The sequence below is a fragment of the Pseudomonas sp. SW-3 genome, from assembly GCF_016615645.1.
Taxonomy (GTDB): Bacteria; Pseudomonadota; Gammaproteobacteria; order Pseudomonadales; family Pseudomonadaceae; genus Aquipseudomonas; species Aquipseudomonas mandelii.
Genome location: NZ_CP067098.1, coordinates 5,599,969 through 5,622,014 on the forward strand (window position 1 = coordinate 5,599,969; position 22,046 = coordinate 5,622,014).

Below are 22,046 nucleotides of genomic sequence, written 5' to 3' on the forward strand. Positions count from 1 at the left end.
CAACCGTTTTGGATGCTCATGGAGCGAACAGTGATTACCTCGTCGACCGTTGTGAACTCAGTCGTAGAAAAACTCCGGGCCGCTTTGGCCCGTGGTCAGTGGCGCTCCGGCGAAATGCTGCCTGGGCAGCGTGAGCTGGCCGAACAACTGGGCATCAGCCGCCCGAGCCTGCGTGAAGCGGTGATCGTGCTGGAAACCCTTGGCCTGGTGCGCTCGATGCCCGGCAAAGGCGTGGTGGTGCTGGACGCCCATCTCAGCGACAGCCAAAGCCACGACAGCGCGGTCGCCGGCGCCAGCCTGGAAGATGTCTTGCAACTGCGCTACACCCTCGAGCCGTTCATCGTCGGCCTGGTCGCGCAGTCGATCAGCAGCAAGGAGGTCGGGCAACTGCGCCTGACCTTGATGGACATGCGCGAAGCGCTGGAGGCCAACGACAGCGAGGCCGGTGTGAACGCCTACATCGCGTTCCACGAAGAACTGTTCACGCTGACCTCGAACCCGATTTTCCAGAGCGTGGTGCAGCAGACCAGCAATGCCCTCAAGCAAAGCGCCGAGGTGCTGCGCAACTCCCCCGAGCATCTGGCTGAGCGCCTTGAGGAGAACGAAGCCGTGGTGCGCGCGATTCGCAGCAAAAACAGCGCCCAGGCCAGTGCCGAGATGCGCCGGCACATCCTTCGGGAAGGCCAGCGGATGGGCATTGAACTGAATATTCCAGACGACAACTTCGGCAGTTAAAACTTCTTCGAACCGGAGACAGGCCATGAACAGCTTCGCTTCACCGCAAACACTCACTGCCCTGCCCCTTCCACCGCGGGCGGAAGATCTCTATTCGCGGATCTTCGACGCCATTCTCGAACAGCGCCTAAATGCGTCCAGCCGCTTTACCGAGGAAAGCCTGGCGCGGATGTTCAGCGTTCGACGCAGTGACATTCGTGGCGTGCTGACGCGTCTGTCTCATCAGCAAATCATCGTCCTTCGGGCGAACCATCGGCCTCGCGTTGCCACGCTCGATGCAGAACAGACTCGGCAGACGCTGCATGCCCGACGACTGACCGAGACCACCTTGGTGCGGCTGGCCTGCCGACAACCTCGTGCGCAACCCTTGAACCGCCTGCATGCCCTGCTTGAACGCGAACGCCACTGTACAGAGCGCGGCCCGGCGATCCGGTTGTCTGGGGAGTTTCATTTGCTGTTGGCGGAAATGGCGGGAAATGCACCATTGGCGCATTTTCTTGGCAGCTTGGTGCCGCTGACTTCATTGGCGATTGCGCAGTTTGATGCGCAGATGGAGGCCCCTTGCGCGTGGCATAAGGACATTATCAATGCCCTGGAGCGTGGTGATGCGTTGACTGCCGAGGCTTTGCTAAACCGCCACCTCGATATTCTTGAACAGATGTTGCTGGATCCGGTACCCATCCCTGGCAAAAATCGTGTTGCCGGTTAGATCGCCTTCACGGGCAAGCCTCGCGCCTACAAGGGCTACGCAGAACCTGTAGGAACGAGGCTTGCCCGCGAAGGCGTCATCACCGATGAACACACTCTTTCAATCCGCCGCCACCCGCGCAAACCCCTCACGGATTTTCTCTTCCGGCAAATCATCGGCAATGAACACGATCACGCTTTCGCGCGCCTCGTCCTCTGCCCAATCCGTGTCCCAGTCGAATCCGTAAAGCTTCAACACGCCCTGAAACACCATGCGCCGCGGCTCGCCCACAATGCTCAATACACCTTTGTAGCGCAGCAATTGCTTGCCATGGTCTTCCAGCAGCTCGTTCATGAACTCGCTGAGCTTGTCGATATCCAGCGGCTTGTCGGTGCGCAGCACCAGGCTGGAGATCCGGTCGATGGAGGGCGCCTTGGTCACCGGACGCAGGCTGACGCCGCCGAGGTCGGCATTCAGGTTGAAACCGCGCACGTCGAGCAATTCGGCCAGGTCGATCTTGCCGTGTTCGACCACTCGAATCGGCGCGCGACGGTTGATGCGGGTCAGGCGCTCGCTCAACGCGGTAAACGTCGCTTCGTCCACCAGATCGCGCTTGCTCACCAGCAAGCGGTCGGCAAAACCGATTTGCGCCTGGGCGATGGTTTGCGTCAGGTGAGTGTCGGCGTGCGCCGCGTCTACCAGGGTGATGATGCCGTCGAGGATATAACGCTCGCGCAGCTCTTCATCGATGAAAAAGGTTTGCGCCACTGGCGCCGGGTCGGCCAGGCCGGTGCATTCGATCACCAGACGGTCAAAGGCGATTTCGCCGCTGTCCAGGCGTTCGAGCAGCAGGTACAAGGCCTTGGTCAGGTCGGTGTGGATGGTGCAGCAGACGCAGCCGTTGGACAGCGTCATCACTTGCACCGGTTCATCGCCCAACAACTGGGTGTCGATACCGGCGTCACTGAATTCGTTCTCGATGACCGCGATTTTCAGGCCGTGCTCGGCTTTGAGCAGGTGGCGCAGCAGCGTGGTTTTACCGGCGCCGAGGAAGCCGCTGAGGATGGTTACCGGGATGGGAGAGGACAACTGGAATCTCCTGTTTCACAAAATTAAAAAGCAACACAAAACAAATGTGGGAGCTAGCCTGCCAGCGATGGCGGACTGTCAATCAACAGTGATGTTGAATGTTCAGCCGCCATCGCTAGCAGGCTAGCTCCCACAAGGATTGCTGTTAACCCGACAACCGGGTCAACAGCACTTCGGCCCACCCTTGCCACCGTAACGAGCCTCTTGGCGTTCCCGGAAGAACATCTCGTAGCTCATCATCGGTTTGTCCGGGTGTTTGGTTTGCATATGCTCGACGTAGTTGTCGTAGTCGGGCATGCCGACCATCAGGCGCGCGGCCTGACCGAGGTATTTACCGAGGCGACTCAGGTCATTGAACATGGTGCAATCCTCGATTACGCATCCGGCACCGCCTGGAACGGTGCTTCTTTATCCGTGCGTCCTTTGCTGCCCCAGGCGGAAATACCGACCTTGAGCGCATAGAACAGGATGCTGAAGACCACGAACAGGAACAGTGCCGTCAGCGTTGCGTTGGTGTAAGCGTTGAAGATCACGTGCTGCATCTGAGTGATGTCCTTGGCCGGGGCGAGGATCTGACCGTTGGCCAGCGCATCGCTGTATTTTTTCGCCAGCGACAGGAAGCCGATCGCCGGGTTGGCGTCGAACAGCTTGATGAAACCGGCGGTGGTGGTGCAGATCAGCAGCCACACGGCTGGCAGCATGGTCACCCAGACGTAACGCTGGCGTTTCATTTTGATCAGCACAACGGTGCCGAGCATCAGCGCGATACCGGCCAGCATCTGGTTGGAGATACCGAACAACGGCCACAAGGTGTTGATGCCGCCCAGTGGATCGATGACGCCCTGGTACAACAACCAGCCCCACATCGCCACGCAACCAGCGGTCGCGATCAGGTTGGCGGTCCAGGATTCGGTGCGTTTCAGCGCCGGCACGAAGGAACCGAGCAAGTCCTGCAGCATGAAACGCCCGGCACGGGTGCCGGCATCAACAGCCGTCAGGATGAACAGCGCTTCAAACAGAATCGCGAAGTGATACCAGAACGCCATGGTGTTTTCACCCGGCAGGACACTGTGCAGGATCTGCGCGATACCGACCGCCAGGGTCGGCGCACCGCCGGCACGGGCCAGGATCGTGGTTTCACCGATGTCCTTGGCCACCGCTTGCAGCGCTTCCGGGGTGATTGCGAAGCCCCAGCTGCTGACGGTTTGGGCCACGGTCACCACATCGCCGCCGACGACTGCCGCCGGGCTGTTCATGGCGAAATACACACCTGGTTCGATCACCGAAGCCGCCACCATCGCCATGATGGCGACGAAGGATTCCATCAGCATGCCGCCGTAACCGATGTAACGGGCGTTGACTTCGTTATCCAGCAATTTCGGCGTGGTGCCGGAGGAGATCAGCGCGTGGAAACCCGAGACCGCGCCGCAGGCGATAGTGATGAACAGGAACGGGAACAACCCACCTTTCCACACCGGGCCAGTGCCGTCGATGAACTGGGTCAGTGCCGGCATTTTCAGCTCAGGCATGGTGACCAGGATGCCGATCGCCAAGGCCACGATGGTGCCGATTTTCAGGAAGGTCGAGAGGTAGTCGCGCGGCGCCAGAATCAGCCAGACCGGCAGCGAGGCGGCTACAAAACCGTAACCGACCAGCATCCACGTAATCTGTACGCCAGTGAAGGTAAAGGCTTTGGCCCAGACCGGATCGGCGGCAATCTGCCCACCGAGCCAGATCGAGCCCAGCAGCAACAGCACCCCGACCACGGAGATTTCGCCAATGCGGCCCGGGCGGATGTAGCGCATGTAAATGCCCATGAACATCGCGATCGGGATGGTCGCCATCACCGTGAATATGCCCCAAGGACTTTCGGCCAGAGCTTTCACGACAATCAATGCCAGCACCGCGAGGATGATGATCATGATCAGGAAGCAGCCAAACAGCGCAATGGTCCCGGGGATGCGGCCCATTTCTTCACGGACCATGTCGCCCAGGGAACGGCCGTTGCGGCGAGTGGACATGAACAGGACCATAAAGTCCTGAACCGCACCGGCCAGCACCACGCCGGCAATCAGCCACAGCGTACCGGGCAAATAGCCCATCTGTGCAGCCAATACCGGACCGACCAGCGGCCCCGCGCCAGCGATGGCAGCGAAGTGGTGACCAAAAAGAATGTGTTTGTTGGTGGGGACGTAGTCCAGACCATCATTGTTGAGCACGGCGGGGGTGGCCCGTCGCGGGTCGAGTTGCATCACATTGTTGGCGATGAACAGACTGTAGTAACGGTAGGCAACCAGATAAATGGCCACGGCTGCGACCACAATCCACAAGGCGTTGATCGCCTCGCCTCGACGCAATGCCACGACACCAAGGGCGCACGCTCCCACGATTGCCAGCAGCAGCCAGGGTAGATGGCGTAGCAGGCTATTATTATTTTTCATTTTATGATTCCAGCCAGGGTGGACAAGAAAGACAGCCACCCCGAGTTTAGCTCGCCTGACGGCAAAGGCCATACCCCGACATTGGTCTAGACGACTGTCCTCACTGGCAGGCTTTGACCGTGGCGGTCTATAGTCAGCGAACATCAAGAGGATTGCGCCATGAGTGAGCTCCCCGCCGATCGCCGCCGCTTCAAACGTATTGCGTTCGATGCCAGAACAGAGCTGCGCCAGGGAGAGTTCATCTGGCCGGTAAAGCTGATCGACCTGTCACTCAAAGGGCTGCTGATCGAGAAGCCCGAGCCGTGGCTAGGTAATCCGGACAAGCATTTCCTGGTCGATATTCATCTTAACGAAGACGTCGAGATCAAGATGGATGTGATGTTGACCCACGATGATCATGGTCAACTCGGGTTCGTCTGCAAACACATCAGCCTGGAATCGATTGAACGCCTGCGGCGGTTGATCGAGTTCAACCTGGGGGATCCCAAGGAACTGGAGCGCGAATTGGGCGCGCTCATAGAAGTCTGAAGACTCGACACTGATCCAATGTGAAGCGAGCCTGCTCGCGATAGCGGAATGCCAGTCGACATAAATGTTGAATGTCAGATAGCTATCGCGAGCAGGCTCGCCCCCACAGGATTGTGTGCTGCCTGCGACTACTCGAACAATGCGTCGAGGGCCTGCTCCAGACGGGTCACGGCAATAATCTGCAACCCCGGCGGCGCTTCCTTGGGCGCATTGCCCTTGGGCACGATGGCGCGTTTGAAGCCGTGCTTGGCGGCTTCCTTCAAGCGTTCCTGGCCACTCGGCACCGGGCGCACTTCGCCCGACAGCCCGACTTCACCGAACACCAGCAAATCATGGGGCAGCGGGCGGTTGCGCAAACTGGACATGACCGCCGCCATCAGCGCCAGGTCGGAGGCCGTTTCCAGCACCTTCACCCCACCGACCACGTTGAGGAAGACGTCCTGATCGTGGGTCGGAATCCCGCCGTGACGATGCAGCACCGCGAGCAACATCGCCAGACGATTCTGATCCAGCCCCAGCGTGACCCGACGCGGGTTCGCCAAATGGCTGTCATCCACCAGCGCCTGGACTTCCACCAGCATCGGTCGCGTTCCTTCCCACGTCGCCATGACCACGCTGCCGGGAACTTCTTCTTGCGCACGAGTGAGAAAAATCGCTGACGGGTTGGAGACTTCTTTCAGGCCCTTGTCGGTCATGCCGAAAACGCCCAACTCGTTGACAGCGCCGAAACGGTTTTTCACCGCGCGCAACAGACGCAGCCGTCCATCGGATTCGCCTTCGAAATACAGCACCGTATCGACCATGTGCTCCAGCACGCGCGGCCCGGCCAAGGCGCCTTCTTTTGTCACGTGGCCGACCAGGAAAATCGCCGTGCCGCTCTGCTTGGCATACCGCACCAGCAACGCGGCACTTTCCCTCACCTGCGACACGCCGCCCGGTGCCGATTGCAGTTGTTCGGTGAAGATGGTCTGAATGGAGTCGATCACCATGACCTTGGGCTTTTCGACCCGGGCGGTGGCAATGATGGTTTCGATGCAGGTTTCGGTCATCACCCGCAGCTGATCCTGCGGCAGGCCCAGACGTCGGGCGCGCATGGCCACCTGTTGCTGGGATTCTTCACCGGTGACGTACAGCGCCGGCATGACTTTGGCGAGGTTGCACAAGGTTTGCAGGAGAATGGTCGACTTGCCGATGCCCGGATCACCGCCGATCAGCACCACCGAACCATCCACCAGGCCACCGCCCAACACCCGATCGAGTTCACTGGACGCAGTGGAGAAGCGCGGAATCTCTTCGACGCTGACTTCGGCCAGGGTCTTGATCTGAGCCTGCTGGCCGGTCCAACCGGTGCGACCGCTGGGTGCTGCGGCGCCGCCGCTCTCGACCATGGTTTCGGTCAGCGTGTTCCAGGCCCCGCACTCGCCGCACTGGCCGGCCCACTTGGGGAAGGTTGAGCCGCACTCGGTGCAGCCGTACATGCGCTTGGCCTTGGCCATCTGAGCTCCCGGCAAAAACCGCGATGATAGCTCAGCTGACGCGGATCAGCGCGGCACCGCTGTGCGGATTTCACCGTTGGCCAGACGCGCGGCGCTGTTGCCCAACGGATCTTCGGCATTCAGGTCGGCGCCCTTGGCCTTGAGCTCATCCAGCAATTCGACTCGCTTGAACAGTCCCGCGTACATCGCGGCCGTCTGGCCAGCGCCGTTACGTTGGTCGGGGCTGCAATGGGCGGCCAACAGGGTTTTGGCGATCTGGATTTCGCCCTTGAAAATGGCCCCCATCAGCGCGGTGTTGCCGCGCTGATCCTGCGCGCAGGCATCGGCCCCGGCCGCGAGCAAACGGTCCACGGCGGCTGTCTGGCCATGATAGGCCGCAAGAATCAGCGCGGTGTAACCCTTGCTGTCGCGGGTATCGAGGGCGTAACCGGCCTCTATGAAGGTATCGAGCATCGGCACGTCGCCACGGCGGGCGGCATCGAAGTAATAATTTTTCAGTTGAGCCTTCAGCGCTACGGGATCTTCGGCCGGCGCGCCGAATACGCTGAACGACACGCACGCCAGAAACAGCGATAGACAAAAACGCATGGCAATCTCCTTGGTCTGACGGGACCTCGTCAGAGGCCCCGCTTTTTCAGGCAAACGCGATCAGTCCGCCAGCTTGGCCGCCAGTGCCTTGACCCGGCCCAGATCACCCTTGGCCACCTTGGTCACGCCGCTCCCGTATTCCGGGTCGGCCTTATAAAGGAAGGACAGGATGATGTGCTTGCTCTCGTCATCGGTGGTGGCCAGTGAGCCGCCGAAGCTCTCGATCAGGTCCTTGCGTTCTTTCTTGCTGAACGAGCGATACAGATCGCCGGCCTGCTTGAAGTTCTGCTCACGCTGGATCTTCGCCTGCTGCGTGCTGCCCGACAGGGCCGACTGGCTGTAACGTGCGGTTTGCGACTCGTCACGAGGCAGCAAACGGCTCGGCTGATAATTCACGCCGCTGCTGCTATGGCCGATGTTCATCGCGCCATCCTGATTACCGTTGTTCACGGCGACCTTGGGTGCATTGATTGGCAATTGCAGTGCATTGGCGCCCAGGCGATACAGTTGAGTATCGGCATAAGAGAACACCCGACCTTGTAATAAGCGATCTTCGGAAGGTTCGATGCCAGGAACAAGATTGGCCGGTGCCATGGCAACTTGTTCTGTTTCCTGGAAGACATTTGCCGGATTTCGGTTCAACACCATTTGTCCAACTTTTCGTTCAGGAACTCCGGGCCAGATTTTGGTTGCGTCCAATGGATCGAAATCAAACTTGTACAAGTCTTTAGGATTTAACACCTGAACGTACAAGTCCCATTTTGGAAAGTTGCCCTTGTTAATATGAGACACCAAGTCATTGGTCATATGACTGTAATCTTGACCTTGAACTTTGGTTACTGCTTTTGGATCGAGGTTATTAATCCCCTGCAGACTTTTCCAGTGAAACTTCACGTAGTGAACTTCACCCTTGGCATTAACTAACTTGTAAGCATGAACACCGTTACCGTCCATTTCCCGATAACTGGCGGGTGTACCGGAATTGGAATACAACTCCGTCAGCGTGCGAGTGGCTTCTGGAACATGGGAAAAGAAATCGAAGCGGCGGGCATCATCGTCCAGGTTGGTACGTGGGTCCGGCTTGAAGGCGTGGACCATGTCCGGGAATTTGATGGCATCACGAATGAAGAAGGTCGGAAAATTGTTGCCGACCAGGTCCCAGTTGCCGTCCGCCGTATAGAACTTGGTGGCAAAGCCACGGGGATCACGCAGGGTTTCTGGCGAATGGTTGCCGTGGACGACCGCCGAGAAACGCACAAACACCGGCGTGCTTTGACCGCCTGCGAATACCTTGGCCTTGGTCAAGTCACTCAGGTCGTCCGTCACGGTAAAGGTGCCGTGGGCACCGGTGCCGCGGGCATGCACGACGCGCTCGGGAATGCGCTCACGATCAAAGCGTTGGAGCTTCTGGATCAGTTGCACGTCCTGTAGCAGCACCGGGCCATTGGCACCGGCGGTTTGCGAGTTCTGGTTGTCGCCGACGGCAGCACCGTTATCGCGGGTCAGGGGGGCAGCGTGGACGGAGAAGGTCAGCAGGCTGGCGGTTAATACGCCAAGGGTACGCCGATGGGGGAAAGCCCCAAGGCCAAGGGTCGAAGTCATATCAGGTTCCTCTGTTTTCAAGGCGCACTCCAAGTGCGCTGCCCAGAGGCTAGAGGCCCGGAGCGCAGAACATAAATAGAAAGAACGTAATGCGATGATTCAGAGAATTGTGTGGCTAATCAGCCTGTTAGCGCGTAGTTCGCGCGCGATTGCTGGCACTTTGCAAACTAAATACCTGCAAATGTGTCGATAAACATGGGCATTGTAAGAAGGCGTTTCGAGCAGGACAGGATTTGCTGATTTACACTGCGTTCACCAACCTCATCTGTAACAAGGAAATAACCTATGGGCGTGATAAGTGAGTTCAAGGCCTTCGCGGTCAAAGGTAATGTGGTCGACATGGCCGTCGGTATCATCATCGGCGCCGCGTTCGGCAAGATCGTTTCATCGTTTGTCGGCGACGTGGTGATGCCGCCAATCGGCCTGCTGATCGGTGGGGTGGACTTCAGTGACCTGGCGGTTACCCTCAAGGCAGCCAACGGCGATATCCCGGCGGTGGTGCTGGCCTACGGCAAGTTCATCCAGAGCCTGATCGACTTCATCATCGTCGCCTTCGCGATCTTCATGGGCGTCAAAGCCATCAACCGTCTGAAACGCGAGGAGGCCGTGGCGCCCACCCTGCCGCCGGTTCCAACCAAGGAAGAAGAGCTGTTGAGCGAGATTCGTGACCTGCTCAAGGCCCAGAACAATCAGCCCTGAAGGCTGGTTGCGTGCAAAAGAACGGCGCCTTCGGGGCGCCGTTTTTTTTACCAGAAGTTCTCCACCGCCACTTGGCCGGGTCGTCGACTGAGGCTCAAGTGCATGTCCCGCTGCTTGAGCAGCTTGCGTGTGTCGTCGATCATCTGGGGGTTGCCGCAGAGCATGACCCGCGAGTGCTCGGGCGTCAGCGCCACCCCCGCCACCCGCTCCAGTTCTCCGTTGTCTATCAGCGTCGTGATTCGCCCGTTAAGGGCGCCGGGGTGCTCCTCGCGCGTGACGGTCGCGATGAACTGCAACTTGTGCGCGTATTCGGCCAGATAGTCGCGCTGCGCCAGCCCCGCGATCAGCGCCTGATAAGCCAGCTCGCGGGCTTCCCTTACGCTGTACACCAGGATGATCCGCTCGAATTTCTCCCACACCTCAAAGTCCTGCAGTATCGACAAAAATGGCGCCACGCCGGTGCCAGTGGATAGCAACCAGAGATCACGACCGTCGACGAAACGATCCAGCGTCAGGTAGCCGAAGGCCTGACGGTCCACCAACAGCGTATCGCCGACCTCCAGCCGACTCAGTTCGCTGGTGAACTCCCCGCCTGGCACCACGATGGAAAAGAACTCGAGAAATTCGTCATGGGGCGAGGAGACCATTGAATAGGCGCGCCATACCGTGCTGCCATCGGTCCGGGTAACGCCCAACCGGGCAAATTGCCCCGCCCGAAAACGAAAACCGGGGTCTCGGGTGGCCCGCAACGTGAACAGGTTGGGGGTCAACGGCTGAACGTCGGTCAGGGTCTGGCGAGTGAATTTTTCTGCGCTGGCGGTCATGGGGTGCTCCATTCAACAGATGCCCCAGTGTCCCGCAAAGCGAGTGATGTAAACACCGGTGATTTGTAGTGGCTTTAGACGAGGCACCCATGTCCTGGGGTTACTGATGCGATTGTAAGTGCCCCTCCTGTCACACTAACCAAAGGGTACAACACAAAATTCAATAGAAGCATTAGGTACCACATATAACGTTTGTTAATCCTGACTAAGAACCAGTTATTTACTTTTCAACCTTTTCAAGAGCAAAAAAATTGCAGCCTGTTCGTAGGAATACTCCTACACTCGTGACGTGCCGGATTTCGGATCCAATGTGCACCCCCCAGATACCCCGTATGGAGTTACGCCAATGGAAATGTGGAAGGAATCACGTTTAAGACAGATATCTGAAGCGAGAGACGTTGGAGATGCCTATGAGATATCACTGGATTTCGTCAAAAGCCTTGGCTTTAATTTTTGTGCATTTTCAATCACTTCTCACTTACGAGGCCCGCACTTCGATAGAGTGAATTTCAACAACTACCCAAGTGGCTGGAACGCGGAATATGAACAAAATCACTTCAGAGAAATAGACCCAGTAGTAGCTCATTGCAATCATTCAACAATGCCCATTTTATGGGAAGAGAAGGTTTATTCGAAGACACCAACGCTGTGGCAAGCACAGAAACAACTCGGTTTGCAGTATGGCTGGTCGCAATCGCTCCATAGCGACAACGGGCTGCGCAGCATGCTCAGCCTGGCAAGAAGCGACTGCCCCATCACCCCCTATGAATGGTATGAAAAACTGGGCTACACGATGTTCATCAGCAACCACCTGCATGGGCTCGTCGCTAAAAAATTGCCTGATCGCGTGAAGGATTGCTGCAAACCGCATTTATCGGCACGCGAGATCGAGATATTGAAACTGTCGGCCGATGGCAAAACCGCCTACGAGATAGGCATCATCCTGTGCATCACTGAACGCACCACAAATTTTCATATTCACCGAGTGATAATGAAACTGGGCGTCAACAACAAGCTTGCGGCAGTGGTCGCAGCCACCAGGGCGTGCTTGATCTGAGCAGTACACCCCTAATAACCAGGAGGAAAAACCTGCGGGTAATCCAAAAGAAAAAAACGTACCATTTGCGGCTCCTCCAGAGTGTTGACGAATGCACCATTACGTCGCAGTCCACTCGGACGGCCCCGCCCGCTACAACGCTTCAGGCAGCGGGACACCACACCCGTTGACTACCCAGAGCCCCGCCTCATGCCCCTGCTCGAAACGCCCTTCGCCCAACTCGATCTGATCCGTCAGCCAGAACAGCAGAACGAACCACTGCAAGCTTTCGATGCCGCAGACGAGTACATGCTCAATTATCTGGCCGAGCAGCAACCGGCCGCGGACACCCGAGTGCTGGTGCTCAACGATAGCTTCGGCGCGTTGGCCGCGAGCCTGGCGGGGCACGTTGTGGTGACCAGCAGCGGCGACTCGTTTCTGGCCTTCCAGGGCCTGGAAAAGAATCTGATCCGCAACGGCCAGGCCTTCGATGCCGTGCCGAGCGTACCGGCCAACGAAGCCTTTGCGGGGCCGTTTGACCGCGTGTTGATCCGGGTGCCGAAAACCCTGGCCTTGCTGGAAGAGCAACTGATTCGCCTGCAAAGCCAACTGGCCCCGGGTGCTCAGGTGATTGCAGCAGCGATGGTCAAGCATCTGCCCCGTGCCGCCGGTGATCTGCTGGAGCGTTACATCGGCCCGGTGCAAGCCTCGTTGGCGGTGAAAAAAGCCCGGCTGCTGATCGCAACGCCTGAAGCCAAAAGCCCAGCCGTGTCCCCCTACCCTTCACGCTATCAACTCGACACACCGGCGATCGAACTGCTGAACCACGCCAATGTGTTCTGCCGCGAAGGGCTGGACATCGGCACTCGAGCATTTCTTCCACACTTGCCACAGAACCTCGGGACAGCGCGCGTTGCCGATCTCGGTTGTGGTAACGGCGTACTGGCAATCGCCAGCGCTCTGCAAAACCCTGAGGCCCATTACACGCTGGTGGACGAGTCATTCATGGCGGTGCAATCGGCCGCCGAAAACTGGCGCGCAGCACTGGGTGATCGTGACGTGATCGTCCGCGCCGACGATGGCCTGGCCGGACAAGAACCGCAATCGCTGGACGTGGTGCTGTGCAATCCACCGTTTCACCAGCAACAAGTCGTAGGCGACTTTCTCGCCTGGCGGATGTTCCAGCAAGCGCGCGAAGCTCTGGTAACCGGCGGTGCGCTGTACATCGTCGGCAACCGTCACCTGGGTTACCACAGCAAGCTCGCGCGGCTGTTCCGTGGCGTCGAGCAAGTGGCGGCCACGCCGAAATTCGTCATTCTCAAAGCCCGCAAATAATCGCAGGTAAAAAAAACCCTCCGTGACAGGAGGGTTTGAATCCGTGCCGCAAGGCAACGGGGATGGGAATGTCGGGTGTTTCAGTGCGTGGACAGACCTGCGGCGTTCATGAACATGCGCATCAGGCTGGCCACGATAAACAGGGCCCCCACGCTACCGACCCAAATCAAGGCCAACCAACCGAGCCGCTGCCAAAGCGGTTTTTTCTCTGCCGCCTTGATTTCCTCCAGGGAATGTTTGCCAGCCATCATCTTGACCTCCTCTGAAACGGCGCAGGTTCAAGCCCTGCGCCATTGTCGTGTGCGCTAGTGATAACCGTCTTCGTGGGTCACCTTGCCGCGGAACACGTAGTAGCTCCAGAAGGTGTAACCCAGGATGAACGGGATGATGAACAGCGTACCGACCAGCATGAAGCCCTGGCTTTGCGGCGGTGCAGCAGCGTCCCAGATCGAGATCGAAGGCGGTACGATGTTGGGCCACAGGCTGATGCCCAGACCGCTGTAGCCGAGGAAGATCAGCACCAACGTCAGCAGGAATGGCGTGTAGTTCGCATTGCGGGCCACGGCGCGGATCAGACCGTACATGGTCACCAGCACCAGGATCGGTACCGGCAGGAACCAGAACAGGTTCGGCAGGGTAAACCAGCGAGCCGCGATCTCGGCATGGGCCAACGGGGTCCAGATACTGACGATACCGATCACCGCCAACACCACGAACGCCAACGGCCGCGCCAGATCATGCATCTGCTGCTGCAACTTGCCTTCGGTCTTCATGATCAGCCAGGTGCAACCCAGCAGCGCATAAGCCACCACCAGCGCGAGGCCGCAGAACAGGGTGAACGGTGTCAGCCAGTCCAGTGAACCACCGGCAAACTGGCGATTGACCACTGGCAACCCATCGATGAATGCCCCCAGGGCCACCCCCTGGAAGAAGGTTGCAGCAATCGAACCACCGATAAACGCCTTGTCCCACAGATGACGCTTGTGGTCCTTGGCCTTGAAGCGGAACTCAAACGCCACGCCCCGGAAAATCAGCCCGATCAGCATGAAAATCAGCGGCAGGTACAGCGCCGAGAGCACCACCGAATAGGCCAGCGGGAACGCGCCGAACAACGCCGCGCCACCCAGTACCAGCCAGGTTTCGTTGCCGTCCCAGACCGGGGCGACGGTGTTCATCATCACGTCACGGTCGGTCTTGCCCGGGATGAACGGGAAGAGAATCCCGATCCCCAGGTCGAAGCCGTCCATGACCACGTACATCATGATGCCGAAGATGATGATCACGGCCCAGATCAGCGGAAGATCAATACCCATGACTCAAATCTCCTTGGTCAGGCTGGGATCGTGGTCGTCGTCGGCGGAATCGTCGGCGGCGGACAGCGGACGAGCCGGCGTGCGCTTCTTGCCTGGACCACCTTCGGGCGTTTCCTTGCCTTCGTCGATCTTCGGCCCTTTGCGCACCAGGCGCATCATGTAGCCCAGACCGGCACCGAACAGCGCGAAATACACCACCACGAACAGGACCAGCGTGATGCTCATCTGCAGGAAGCTGTGATTGGAGGACGCGTCCGCCGTGCGCATCAGCCCATAGACCACCCACGGCTGACGGCCGATTTCAGTGGTGAACCAGCCCGCGAGGATTGCAATCAGGCCGGATGGGCCCATCCACAACGCCAGATATAGGAACGGACGCGAGGTGTACAACTTGTCACTCTTGCGCAGCCACAGGCTCCACAATCCTGTGAAGATCATCAGCATGCCCAGACCCACCATGATCCGGAACGACCAGAACACAATTGTGGAATTCGGCCGGTCTTCAGGCGGGAAGTCCTTGAGCGCCGGCACTTGCTTGTCCAGGGAATGGGTCAGGATCAGGCTGCCCAGGTAGGGAATTTCTACCGCGTATTTGGTCCGCTCTTCTTTCATGTCGGGCCAGCCGAACAGGATCAGCGGGGTCGGCTCATCGCCGTGATTTTCCCAGTGACCTTCGATCGCAGCGATTTTCGCCGGCTGGTGCTTGAGCGTGTTGAGCCCGTGAAAGTCACCGATGACCGCCTGAATCGGCGCCACGATCAATGCCATCCACATGGCCATCGAGAGCATGGTGCGGATCGCCGGGTTGTCCTTGCCGCGCAGCAAATGCCAGGCCGCGGAAGAGCCGACGAAGAAGGCAGTCGCGACGAACGCGGCCGTCGCCATGTGCATCAGACGGTAGGGGAATGAGGGGTTGAAGATCACGGCGAACCAGTCGGTGGGAATGACCTGGCCATTAATGATTTCGAATCCTTGCGGGGTCTGCATCCAACTGTTGGAGGCGAGAATCCAGAAGGTCGATATCAGCGTGCCGATGGCAACCATGACCGTGGCGAAGAAGTGCAGGTTGCGCCCGACCTTGTTCCAGCCGAACAGCATGACGCCGAGGAAACCGGCCTCAAGGAAGAACGCTGTGAGGACTTCGTACGTCAGCAACGGCCCGGTCACGGAACCGGCGAAATCCGAGAAGCGGCTCCAGTTGGTGCCGAACTGATACGCCATGACCAACCCGGACACCACCCCCATGCCGAAGTTGACGGCAAAGATCTTCGACCAGAAATGGTACAGATCGCGGTAAGTGTCGTTGTTCGTCTTCAGCCACAAACCTTCGAGTACCGCCAGGTAACTCGCCAGGCCAATGGTGATAGCCGGGAACAGGATGTGGAACGAGATGGTGAACGCAAACTGAATTCGGGCGAGATCAAGCGCCTCCAAACCGAACATAAGTCTTCCTCTGTCAGGTAATACCGGCTGAAGGCTTGCGGCCTGCACCCACTGCCCCCACGGATATGGAGTGTGGCGAATTAGAATTCGTTCTTTTTTTACAAACGTCACAACGTAGGGAGTCTGGCCATCTGGCCACCGGATCATTTCCACAAGGGTCTTGATCTGGATCAAGCAATGGTTAAAAGAGTAGTCCCATTTTTGACGATGGACGGTGTGGTCTTTTGCCGCGTGACAGGTTGCCTCATAGCTCTACTCATGAACTGAAACACATTACCGGTGAGAGCGAGCCGGCTCGCGAAGCAGTGTGTCAGGCAGCAGAGGTGTCGACTGATACTCCATCATCACGAGCAGGCTCGCTCCCAAAGGGGAATGTCGGTGTTTTTGGAGATCGGTGTCTAGCTAACTAAATTTTCCCAGCCTGCAACTTCTGGTTACAGCTTGGTGATAATCTCGACCCTCACCTCGCTCAAGACCTGCCCTCAGATGCCCAGCCAAGCGCCCTTGCTGTTACGCCATCACCGCCCTTTTATCGCGTTCTGGCTGGCTCGGGTGTTTACCGCCAGCGGTTTTCAGATGCTCACCGTAGCCATCGGCTGGAATCTGTATCAACTGACCGGCAATGTGCTCGACCTGGGCTTGGTGGGGCTGGTGGAATTTGCCCCTCGGGTGTTGTTCATGCTGCACACCGGGCACGTTGCGGACCGCTATGACCGGCGCAAGGTCGCGGCGATCTGCCAGTCTCTTCAAGCGTTGATTGCCCTGTCCCTGGCCATCGGCAGCGCAACCGACCATGTCACCCGCGAGATGATCTTCATCCTCGCCTTCCTGCTCGGCGCCGCACGCTCCTTCGAGATGCCGACCACTCAGGCCCTGCTGCCGAGCATCGTGCCCAGCGCGCTGTTCCCCCGTGCCGTCGCCGCCGCGCAGTCGGCTCAACAATCAGCCACCATCGTCGCCCCGGCCCTTGGCGGTTTGCTCTATGCCTTCGGCAGCGTCTGGGTGTATGGCCCGACCGTGATCCTCTACCTCATTGCCTGCTTGTTGATGCTCAACCTGCCCGCCCGGCAGACACCGTTGAACAAGGGCAAGGCGACGCTGGACTCATTGCTCGCAGGCATCCGCTTCATTCGCAGTCGGCCGGACATTCTCGGGGCGATTTCCCTGGACCTGTTTGCGGTATTGCTCGGCGGGGCAACGGCACTGCTGCCGGTGTTCGCCAAAGACATCCTGTTGACTGGCCCCTGGGGCCTGGGTCTGTTGCGCTCAGCCCCGGCCGTCGGTGCGCTGCTGATGTCGCTGTACCTGGCGCGATTTGCCGTGGAGCGCCAAGTCGGGCGGGTAATGTTCACGGCCGTCGGTGTGTTCGGCGTCGCGACCATCGCGTTCGGCCTCTCGACTTCGTTCTGGTTTTCCCTGGCCGTGCTGGTGGTGTTGGGCGCAGCGGACATGATCAGCATGGTGATCCGCGCCTCCTTCGTGCAACTGGAAACCCCGGACGAAATGCGCGGCCGGGTCAGCGCCGTGAACGGTTTGTTCATCGGTGCTTCGAACCAGTTGGGCGAGTTCGAATCCGGCCTCACCGCCCATTGGTTCGGCACCGTGCCGGCGGTGGTCATGGGCGGTATCGGCACGCTGGTGGTGACCGGGGCGTGGATCAAATTGTTCCCGACCCTGGCCAACCGCGACCGTATGCATGTGCCAATCGAAGAAGCCAAGGCCTAGAGCAGTTTGTCCAGGGTGATGGGGAAATCCCTCACCCGTTTGCCAGTCGCGTGATAGATCGCATTGGCCACCGCTGCCGCCACGCCGACGATGCCGATCTCGCCCACGCCCTTGGAACCCAGGGCATTGACGATCTCGTCGTGTTCTTCGACAAACAGCACGTCAATGTCGCCGATATCAGCGTTTACCGGAATGTGGTATTCGGCCAGGCTGTGATTCATGTGACGACCCAGCGCATGGTCGGTCTGCGTCTCCTCGTGCAAGGCCATGCCGATGCCCCACACCACGCCACCGAGAATCTGGCTGCGGGCCATTTTCGGATTGACCACTCGACCCGCCGCAATCGCACTGACCACCCGGTTCACCTTCACCGTGCCCAAGTCCTCATCCACCAGCACTTCGACGAACACCGCTGAATGGGTGGCGGTGGCGTAGGCTTCGCGCTTCTTGTCAGGCTCGGCATCAACCTGAACCTCGAGGGTGTCTTCTCCGCAGTCCCGGGCCAGGTCGGCCAGTTTTACCCGCGCATCGCCAAATGTCAGATATCCGTCTTCAAAAGCCGCTTGTTCCGAGGTCACACCACTGAACGCGGGTGAGGTTTGCCGCGCAACGGCGAGCAGCTTTTCCTTTAAGGCTTCGCAAGCCTGCTGAACGGCCGTGCCGACCGACGACACCGTGAACGATCCGCCCTGCAATGGCGCAGTTGGCAATGAAGAGTCGCCAAGGATAAAAGTGACATCCTCTACCGAAACGCCTGAAGCCTGCGCGGCAATTTGCGTCATGACCGTGTAGGTGCCCGTGCCGATATCGGTGGTGGCGCTACTGACGGTCAGCTTGCCGTTGTGATCAAGCGAAGCCTTGGCGCTGGCCTTCTGCTGCATCGCTTCCCAGACACCGCCGGCCATGCCCCAGCCCACTAACTGTCGACCCTGACGCATGCTGCGCGGTTCGGGATCGCGCTGATCCCAGCCAAAGCGTTTGGCACCTTGGGCGTAACATTCGCGCAAGGCTTTGCTGGAGTACGGTTTGTCTTCGTTCTGATTGCGCTCGGAATAATTGATCAACCGCAGCTGCACCGGATCGATGGCCAACGCACAGGCCAGTTCGTCCATCGCACATTCAAGGCCAATCAACCCCAGCGCCGCGCCTGGCGCTCGCATGTCGAGGGGCGTGAACACGTCCAGTGGCACAAGTTTGTAGGTCAACTGCACGTTGTCGCAGTGATAGAGCATGCCGCTCCACTCCACCACATGCTCGGTGAAATCCTCGAAACGCGAGGTCTGGCCGATGGCGGTATGAGCCACCGCCAACAAGCGTCCATTGGCCGCAGCGCCCAATTGCAAACGTTGCAAAGTGCGCGGACGGTAGCCGAAGGTGAACATCTGCTGCCGAGTCAATGTCACTCGCACCGAACGCTTGAGGTGCAGCGCAGCCATCACGGCCAGCGCCAACTGGTACTGCGGACGCAGGCCCGAGCCAAACGCACCGCCGACATACGCGGCGAAAATTCTGACCTGCTCTTTCTCAAGCCCGAACACCTTTTGCACGTATGACTGACAGTTCTGCGGACCCTGAGTCTTGTCATGGATATGCAGACTGCCATCCGCCTGATAAAGCACTGTGCTGGCGTGTGGTTCCATCGGGTTGTGGTGTTCGATCGGCGTGCTGTAGTTCAGATCCAGACTCAGGGCGGCACCGGCAAATTCGGCCTGGAAGTTCCCACGAGGTTCAGGCAGTTCGGCGGGTGCCGGTTTGGCTTCGCCTTGCAGGCTCAACAGATCGGTCTGATGAGACTCGGTGTCGTATTCAATCCTTACCAGCGAACCGGCATAACGCGCCAACTCAAGGTTATCCGCAACGACGAGCGCCAGCGGCTGGCCGCTGTACAGGACCTTATCGTTGTACAACGGACGAAACGGCGATCCCTCAGCCGAGTCGGCGTCTTCGTAATCCTTGTCATAACTGGCGATTGTCGGACGCTGGAGGTGATCGATCACCGCGACAACACCGGGCAATGCCAGCGCCTCTGAGGCGTCAATGCTGAGCACGCGACCGCAGGCGATAGAACTTGAGACAACGCTGCCGTGGAGCAGGCCTTCCTCAGGAAACTCACCGGCGTAGCGGGCCTGGCCGGTAACTTTGAGAGGACCGTCGACCCGGTCCAGTGGCTGGCCCATGGGTAAGGTAAATGTGTTCATCGGGCTTGCCCTCCTCGCGCGGCATCGCTCAAGGCGCGAACAATTGCCTCTCGCGCCAGTTTGACCTTAAAGGCGTTATGTTCGAGCGGTTCGGCCTTTTGCAGGAGCATGTCGGCAGCGGCGCCGAAGGTTTCATGGTTGGCCACCTTACCCACCAGCCATTGCTCGACGGCATTGTCACGCCACGGTTTGTGCGCCACGCCACCGAGGACCAAACGCGCTTCGCGAATGGCCGGCCCGGACAGGTCCAGCGCTGCGGCGACCGACACCAGGGCGAAGGCGTAAGAGGCGCGATCGCGAATCTTCAAATAATGGCTGTACTCGGCAAAACCGGCGGCGGGCAACTCGACCGCGGTAATGAGTTCATCGTCGGCCAGTTGGTTATCGCGCTCAGGGGCATCGCCCGGCAATCGGTGGAAGTCGGCAAACGCAATGGTTCTGGCACCGTCGCGCCCCTGGACGTGGACGATTGCCTCCAACGCCGCCAACGCCACACACATGTCGGAAGGATGGGTGGCGACACAGTGCGAACTGGCGCCGAGGATCGCGTGAATCCGGTTGAGACCGTCCCGTGCAGGGCAACCACTGCCGGGCTCCCGCTTATTGCACGGCACGCTGGCGTCGTAGAAGTAATAGCAGCGAGTGCGTTGCAGAAGATTGCCGCCGGTGCTGGCCATGTTGCGCAATTGCGGCGAAGCACCTGCCAGGATCGCCTGGGATAACAGCGGGTAACGCTGTTCAATCAGCGGATGCCAGGCCAGATCGGCATTGCTGACCAAGGCGCCAATCATCACGCCGCCGCTGGCCGTTTCCTTGACCTCGCGTAGTGGCAAACCGGTGATATCGATCAAATGTTCGGGGCGAGTGAGGTTCTCTTTCATCAAATCCAGCAGATTCGTACCGCCGGCGATGAAGCGCGACGCCGGACTGGCGAGGTGCACGGCGTCCTGCACCGAATCGGGTTTGCTGTAGTGGAAAGGATTCATTGACCACCTCCTTGCCCAGGCTGGCGGCAGGAGGGAAGTACCTCTTCGATGGCATCGCGAATATTGTTGTAGGCACCGCAACGGCAGAGGTTTCCGCTCATCAGCTCCTGAATGTCCGCGCGGGAGTGCGCCCGCCCTTCATTCGCCAGACCGACCGCCGAACAGATCTGCCCCGGCGTGCAATAACCGCACTGAAAGGCATCGTGCTTGATGAAGGCTTGCTGCATGGGGTGCAACTCATCGCCGGTTGCCAGCCCTTCAATGGTGACCAGCTCTGCGCCGTCGCACATCACCGCCAGCGTCAGGCAGGCGTTCACCCGCTTGCCGTTGAGCAACACCGTGCAGGCGCCACACTGGCCGTGATCGCAACCTTTTTTGGTGCCGATCAGGTCCAATTGCTCGCGCAGCAGGTCCAAAAGCGTGGTCCAGGGCAAGACCTCCAGTTGACGCTCCTGACCGTTGAGGGTCAGGCGTAACGGGTGACGAACGAAGGACGGCTGCGCCGCTTCGGGGGTGGTCGCACTCATAAACACCTCACGGTTAGTCGTAATAAGCGGCGTTTTGGCAAACCGCCGTCATAAGGGGTACGACTTCGGGGTGGCGAGAGTGTTCAAGGAAACTGATGGGCGCGGAAAGACCAGTATTGGAGCGGGCGAAGTGTTCGTTTGGCTGTTACTAAAAGGTTCGCGCAACTTGAAACCACGAACAGTCAGACCACCAACTCAACCGCCACCGCAGCCCGAGCAGCTTTACCGCACAGTTGCTCCACCAGCGCCAGCGCAAACGGCAGCGCCGCCCCCGATCCCTGGGCAGTGATGCAGTTGCCGTCGACCACCACGGGCTGGTCGACAAAATTGCAGCCCGACAATCGATGGCTGGCCGATGGGAGGCAGGTCATGCGCCGCTGACGCAAGACGCCAAAGGCTTGCAACGCCAGCGCCGGGGACTCACCAATGCCGGCGAACAGGCGCCCGGCGGCGGCCTGGTCCTTGATCAACTGTTGCAGGGGTTGATGCGCGGCGAGGTGCTGGGAGCCCACCTCGCCTCCAGGCAATACGAGAAGGTCGAACGGCTGGGCCAGCAAGTCCACCAGCATTGCATCGGCGGTCAGGCGGGTACCGCGGGCACAAGTGATCATGCGTCGCCCCTCGATGCTCGCCGCCACCACCTCAACCTTGGCGCGGCGCAATACATCGATCAGGGTGACGGTTTGCAGGTCGTCGATGCCCTCGGCGAGGGTAATCAAAGCTCTAAAGGTCATGGGCGCGGTCCACAGGATGATCTTTAAAGCGTAGTCAGCTTTCCTGACCCTTGTTCGAA

The 22,046-nt window shown here is 59.1% G+C and carries 21 protein-coding genes; 7 read left to right on the forward strand and 14 right to left on the reverse strand.

The genetic code is table 11. The features are described from left to right. Positions 1-30: 30 nt before the first annotated feature. Both JIO00_RS25330 and JIO00_RS25335 read left to right on the forward strand, forming a co-directional pair. On the forward strand, positions 31-735 hold the full coding sequence (locus JIO00_RS25330; RefSeq protein WP_010467500.1) for a FadR/GntR family transcriptional regulator: 705 nt from the start codon (positions 31-33) through the stop codon (positions 733-735). A gap of 25 nt (positions 736-760) precedes the next feature. Next, complete coding sequence (locus tag JIO00_RS25335) at positions 761-1,444, forward strand: GntR family transcriptional regulator (RefSeq protein WP_200667052.1); 684 nt, start codon at positions 761-763, stop codon at positions 1,442-1,444. 99 nt (positions 1,445-1,543) lie between these two features. On the opposite strand, the gene yjiA is transcribed toward JIO00_RS25335, so the two are convergent. From yjiA to JIO00_RS25350, 3 genes are all read right to left on the reverse strand, one after another. Beyond that, the gene (gene yjiA / locus JIO00_RS25340; protein WP_083375716.1) at positions 1,544-2,512 is read right to left on the reverse strand and encodes a GTPase; all 969 of its coding nucleotides are present in this window, start codon (positions 2,510-2,512) and stop codon (positions 1,544-1,546) included. 162 nt (positions 2,513-2,674) lie between these two features. Beyond that, positions 2,675-2,872, reverse strand: a complete 198-nt coding sequence (locus JIO00_RS25345) for a YbdD/YjiX family protein (protein ID WP_010467494.1) — start codon at positions 2,870-2,872, stop codon at positions 2,675-2,677. Between the two features lie 14 nt (positions 2,873-2,886). Continuing rightward, on the reverse strand, positions 2,887-4,953 hold the full coding sequence (locus JIO00_RS25350) for a carbon starvation CstA family protein (RefSeq protein WP_145308794.1): 2,067 nt from the start codon (positions 4,951-4,953) through the stop codon (positions 2,887-2,889). A gap of 159 nt (positions 4,954-5,112) precedes the next feature. Between JIO00_RS25350 and JIO00_RS25355 the strand changes: the two genes are divergently transcribed. Then, the gene (locus tag JIO00_RS25355; protein ID WP_200667053.1) at positions 5,113-5,481 is read left to right on the forward strand and encodes a PilZ domain-containing protein; all 369 of its coding nucleotides are present in this window, start codon (positions 5,113-5,115) and stop codon (positions 5,479-5,481) included. A gap of 128 nt (positions 5,482-5,609) precedes the next feature. Here JIO00_RS25355 and radA read toward each other — a convergent pair whose 3' ends face one another. The 3 genes from radA to katB are packed head-to-tail and all read right to left on the reverse strand — an operon-like array spanning position 5,610 to position 9,167. Further along, the gene (gene radA / locus JIO00_RS25360) at positions 5,610-6,977 is read right to left on the reverse strand and encodes a DNA repair protein RadA (protein ID WP_010467488.1); all 1,368 of its coding nucleotides are present in this window, start codon (positions 6,975-6,977) and stop codon (positions 5,610-5,612) included. 45 nt (positions 6,978-7,022) lie between these two features. Further along, on the reverse strand, positions 7,023-7,565 hold the full coding sequence (locus JIO00_RS25365) for an ankyrin repeat domain-containing protein (RefSeq protein WP_200667054.1): 543 nt from the start codon (positions 7,563-7,565) through the stop codon (positions 7,023-7,025). 60 nt (positions 7,566-7,625) lie between these two features. Further along, the gene (katB, locus tag JIO00_RS25370; protein ID WP_200667055.1) at positions 7,626-9,167 is read right to left on the reverse strand and encodes a catalase KatB; all 1,542 of its coding nucleotides are present in this window, start codon (positions 9,165-9,167) and stop codon (positions 7,626-7,628) included. A gap of 285 nt (positions 9,168-9,452) precedes the next feature. Here katB and mscL point away from each other — a divergent pair, with 285 nt between their 5' ends. After that, on the forward strand, positions 9,453-9,866 hold the full coding sequence (gene mscL / locus JIO00_RS25375; RefSeq protein WP_010467482.1) for a large-conductance mechanosensitive channel protein MscL: 414 nt from the start codon (positions 9,453-9,455) through the stop codon (positions 9,864-9,866). A 47-nt stretch (positions 9,867-9,913) separates the two neighbouring features. Here mscL and JIO00_RS25380 read toward each other — a convergent pair whose 3' ends face one another. Continuing rightward, entirely contained in the window at positions 9,914-10,690 is a 777-nt protein-coding gene (locus tag JIO00_RS25380) for a ferredoxin--NADP reductase (protein WP_010467481.1), read from the reverse strand. A gap of 346 nt (positions 10,691-11,036) precedes the next feature. Here JIO00_RS25380 and JIO00_RS25385 point away from each other — a divergent pair, with 346 nt between their 5' ends. Beyond that, entirely contained in the window at positions 11,037-11,747 is a 711-nt protein-coding gene (locus JIO00_RS25385) for an autoinducer binding domain-containing protein (protein WP_200667056.1), read from the forward strand. A 189-nt stretch (positions 11,748-11,936) separates the two neighbouring features. Then, a complete protein-coding gene (locus JIO00_RS25390) occupies positions 11,937-13,061 on the forward strand; it encodes a methyltransferase (protein ID WP_169858202.1) in 1,125 nt (374 codons plus the stop codon). Positions 13,062-13,141: 80 nt separating this feature from the next. Here the strand turns inward: JIO00_RS25390 and JIO00_RS25395 are convergent, their stop codons facing one another. The 3 genes from JIO00_RS25395 to JIO00_RS25405 are packed head-to-tail and all read right to left on the reverse strand — an operon-like array spanning position 13,142 to position 15,817. Next, positions 13,142-13,309, reverse strand: coding sequence for a DUF2474 domain-containing protein (locus JIO00_RS25395; RefSeq protein WP_010467474.1), 168 nt, complete (start codon positions 13,307-13,309; stop codon positions 13,142-13,144). A gap of 57 nt (positions 13,310-13,366) precedes the next feature. Next, positions 13,367-14,374, reverse strand: a complete 1,008-nt coding sequence (gene cydB, locus JIO00_RS25400; protein WP_010467472.1) for a cytochrome d ubiquinol oxidase subunit II — start codon at positions 14,372-14,374, stop codon at positions 13,367-13,369. 3 nt (positions 14,375-14,377) lie between these two features. Continuing rightward, on the reverse strand, positions 14,378-15,817 hold the full coding sequence (locus JIO00_RS25405; protein WP_102599721.1) for a cytochrome ubiquinol oxidase subunit I: 1,440 nt from the start codon (positions 15,815-15,817) through the stop codon (positions 14,378-14,380). A 486-nt stretch (positions 15,818-16,303) separates the two neighbouring features. Between JIO00_RS25405 and JIO00_RS25410 the strand changes: the two genes are divergently transcribed. Beyond that, a complete protein-coding gene (locus JIO00_RS25410) occupies positions 16,304-17,542 on the forward strand; it encodes an MFS transporter (protein ID WP_083375710.1) in 1,239 nt (412 codons plus the stop codon). Here JIO00_RS25410 and JIO00_RS25415 read toward each other — a convergent pair. From JIO00_RS25415 to JIO00_RS25430, 4 genes are all read right to left on the reverse strand, one after another. Then, entirely contained in the window at positions 17,539-19,740 is a 2,202-nt protein-coding gene (locus tag JIO00_RS25415) for a xanthine dehydrogenase family protein molybdopterin-binding subunit (RefSeq protein WP_200667057.1), read from the reverse strand. The genes JIO00_RS25410 and JIO00_RS25415 overlap by 4 nt on opposite strands. Next, on the reverse strand, positions 19,737-20,726 hold the full coding sequence (locus JIO00_RS25420) for an FAD binding domain-containing protein (RefSeq protein WP_200667058.1): 990 nt from the start codon (positions 20,724-20,726) through the stop codon (positions 19,737-19,739). Before JIO00_RS25420 ends, JIO00_RS25415 begins: the two co-directional genes overlap by 4 nt. After that, on the reverse strand, positions 20,723-21,253 hold the full coding sequence (locus JIO00_RS25425; RefSeq protein ID WP_077749414.1) for a (2Fe-2S)-binding protein: 531 nt from the start codon (positions 21,251-21,253) through the stop codon (positions 20,723-20,725). Before JIO00_RS25425 ends, JIO00_RS25420 begins: the two co-directional genes overlap by 4 nt. A 182-nt stretch (positions 21,254-21,435) precedes the next feature. Then, entirely contained in the window at positions 21,436-21,987 is a 552-nt protein-coding gene (locus JIO00_RS25430; protein WP_077749415.1) for a DJ-1 family glyoxalase III, read from the reverse strand. Positions 21,988-22,046: the final 59 nt, after the last annotated feature.